We start from the raw sequence: 3,101 nt of genomic DNA, 5'->3' as shown, positions 1-3,101 counted from the left end.
CGTCTCTGCGGTTAATAATCGTTGTCGAAAAAATAAAAAAAACTGTTGGTTGCGGGATAAAACCGCAGAGTAGAGATCGCACAGAGGACGACGGCCATTGGAGGTGGGCAGGATGGAATGAGGATTGGGTGGATCTGTGGAATCTGTGGCTGTTAATTTCAGTGGGAGAAGTATAAGGGCAGTAGTGACGGCTCCCGCGACTGAAGTCGCAGGCATCTATGGTCTCTCGACCAACGCCATGCCGCCCCAGGGCGATTGTTTCAGGGCTTCGACGCTTGCCGTTCCAGATTTTACGTACAGGACTTCCCTGCACAACCTCATATCGGGAGTTCTGAGATCTAGTTTGGCTGACCTACCTGATTCAAACTGATATTTGACGCGCTCAATCTCAGTTTAGTGCCAGATGTGTTTCAGTCATTCGGTGCATGAGGGGAATGGCAATCCTTGATTATAATTTTATAGATATCCTTTGATGAATGTTCCCAGTTAGATTGCGGATGGGGCAATATTGCATTATATTTTGTTTTTTTAATTCAATATCATGAGAGCTAGTAGTAATTCATGCCAGGATCAGATAGCGAATATGGTATAAACCCAAGCAGCCAGACAGCATAATTGACCGAAATCTTTTTTAATGTTGCTCGATCCCTTGGATACTAATCATCATCAGTAATTCAGCATAGTATTAGGGCCGGAGCTAGCTGGTCACCTGCAAGAATTACAGTTCTTAGCGGCAACGGCCTGCAGCAAGAGACAACCCAGGAGAGATGATTTACCAGGCAGTGCGCTGAATTGATGGATGGCTCCTTCTCCCGAGCATATCAAGGCGAAGTGGGCTTCATCCTGAGATGATAAGAGGCGCCTGCTATGTAGCGAAGGCTATTTAGATTTGGTGAACTTGAATCGCAAAAACTCTATATCTTCGTGCCTTCTGTGGTGGACCGCGATGCACTGACCCAACCACAGAGGCGCAGAGGAACAGAGGCTATAATCTCTGCCGGACCCACCCGCATAATTCAGCGATGTTGTTTACAGAATAGAACCACAGAGTCGCAGAGCGCGCTGAGGACGAACGAACGGAGACGCTTATTGCTAAGAAGCAAATATGCGATCCTTTTTCAAGTGCTTTAATAAGATGAATTTCACGTCTCTGCGAACTCTGCGCCTCTGCGGTTAATAATCGTAGCCATAAAATAAAAAATCTTTTAATTACGCAATAGAACCACATAGCATAGATAGGACCAAATACAAAGAGCGTGGAAACTGTATATGACGATGAGGCTCACGGCATTTGTATCCGGCAGAGTTCAGGAGGTAGGCTATCGGGCCAGGGTAATCGACATGGCCATTGCTTTGGGCCTGAAGGGCATGGTTGTGAATTTGAAGGATGGCCGGGTGAAGATAGTAGCCGAAGGCGAGGGTGAAAAGCTCAAATGGTTTGAGAGCGCAATGGACATTAAAAATGCCCTGATCCACGTCTCATCGATTGAAAAGAATTACTCTTCTGCAAGCGGTGAGTTCGACCAGTTCGGCAAGTTGGTGGCAAAGGGCGAGACCGATACCAGGCTTGACACGGCAGCAGTCTATCTAAAGAAGCTGCTATTTGCGGTCAACAACATGAACGATAACCTAGGCGGAAAGATGGGCCAAATGCTTGGCAAGCAGGATGAGCTTCTTGACGAAGTCAGAAACATGAACGATCGCCTGGGCGGAAAGATGGATCAGATGCTCGATAAACAAGATGATCTTATTATCGAAGTCAAAGACGTGAACCGGAAGATGGATCGAGTACTTGAAACCGATATTGTCGAATTGAAGAGCGACATGGCCGAGGTTAAATCTGCCCTGAGAGCCAAAGGGATAATCTAAGCAAATTTAAAAAAAGACACAAAGCCCGCACGTGGTCTCCGGCTGGCGCTGACCGACTCTGGCGGAGTGCAAGAGGAGACATGCATCCTGGGCGTGCCCTGCGTGACGCTGCGAGATAACACTGAGAGGCCAGAGGCCCTGGAGGTAAAGTCCAACGTTCTTGCTGGGGCTGATGCTCTGCGGATGGTTGAGAATGCAAAGCGGATGATGCAGCAGGGGAATGGGTGGAAGAATCCGTTTGGAGACGGCAGAGCGGGAAGGATTATCGTAAATGATCAAGAGCCAATTAAGTATTCGTGAGCGCTCATGATAGATGGGATCGATCTTATGGTTATTCATACATGGAGTTGTACCTGACAATGGCATCTGCGAATGACGAAATTGATGCTCTGATGCGAACTGAGATTTATAAGTCCCGAGAGGAGCTATTGAAGGATGCATTGAGAGCTCTATTATCTATGAAGCCGGGCCTCCGAATCGAGATAGCTATTGATCTTTACAGGAATGAGAAGGTCAGCCTCTGGAAGGCGGCTGAAATAGCAGGGCTTTGCATGGAAGAGTTTAAGGACGTGCTGGCCTCCAGGTCCATTAAACTCGAGGTAGGTGGGACGGATGAGGAGAGCCTGTTCCGACTGGCCAGATTGGGCCTCATATGACGACGATGATTATCATCGATTGCGATGTAGCAAGCATGCTTGCCAAGGTCGATCGCATCGATATCTTGAGTAAAGCCTTCCCGGATGCGAACTTCTGTATAACCAACTCAGTTTACGCAGAGCTCATGAGGGCTAAGCGTGCCGGTTATTCCTTTCCTGATCGGATCTTCGAACAGCTTCCGGTTATCACAATTGACCGAGATGATCTCAAGGCGTTTAAGGATATCTCAACAGATAGCACCGTGCATTATGGCGAAGCAGAAGGTTTGAGCATTTGCCGGGAAAAGAAGGCAACATTCTTGACTGATGACCGGAGGGTAATTCGATTTGCGGAAAAGAATGGAATTGCCGTTCTGGATATGAAGGATCTCTTAACACTGCTGGCCATAAGACAAGTCCTGGGATACAGCGAGATGATTTCGTTAATCAGAGAGATTGAAGTCAAGGATAATACCTGCATAAAATACAAGGATAAGATATTGGCAAGGTATCTGAGAATTGATGTCTGATACGGAAGTATGATCCTATTTCGCTCCTTTGCCTCCCCTTGTGAGCTTTGTGCTCAAAGCCCGCACA

The 3,101-nt window shown here is 47.3% G+C and carries 3 protein-coding genes and 1 pseudogene; all 4 read left to right on the top strand.

Features of this window, described 5'->3' with window-relative positions; genetic code table 11:
• Positions 1-1,275 precede the first annotated feature (1,275 nt).
• Entirely contained in the window at positions 1,276-1,869 is a 594-nt protein-coding gene (locus tag BP822_RS01970; protein ID WP_286877607.1) for an acylphosphatase, read from the top strand.
• Positions 1,870-1,908: 39 nt separating this feature from the next.
• Positions 1,909-2,169, top strand: a pseudogene (locus tag BP822_RS01965) (UDP-N-acetylglucosamine 2-epimerase); the annotation flags it as partial.
• A gap of 59 nt (positions 2,170-2,228) precedes the next feature.
• Positions 2,229-2,525 (top strand): UPF0175 family protein, encoded by a 297-nt coding sequence (locus BP822_RS01960; RefSeq protein WP_013718714.1) that lies wholly within the window; start codon positions 2,229-2,231, stop codon positions 2,523-2,525.
• A complete protein-coding gene (locus tag BP822_RS01955) occupies positions 2,522-3,034 on the top strand; it encodes a hypothetical protein (protein WP_286877605.1) in 513 nt (170 codons plus the stop codon). Before BP822_RS01960 ends, BP822_RS01955 begins: the two co-directional genes overlap by 4 nt.
• Positions 3,035-3,101 lie beyond the last annotated feature (67 nt).

Source organism: Methanosaeta sp. UBA458 (assembly GCF_002496085.1).
Taxonomy (GTDB): Archaea; Halobacteriota; Methanosarcinia; order Methanotrichales; family Methanotrichaceae; genus Methanothrix; species Methanothrix soehngenii.
Note: the sequence above shows the minus strand (reverse complement) of the source record. Positions and strands in the feature narration are given on the sequence as shown.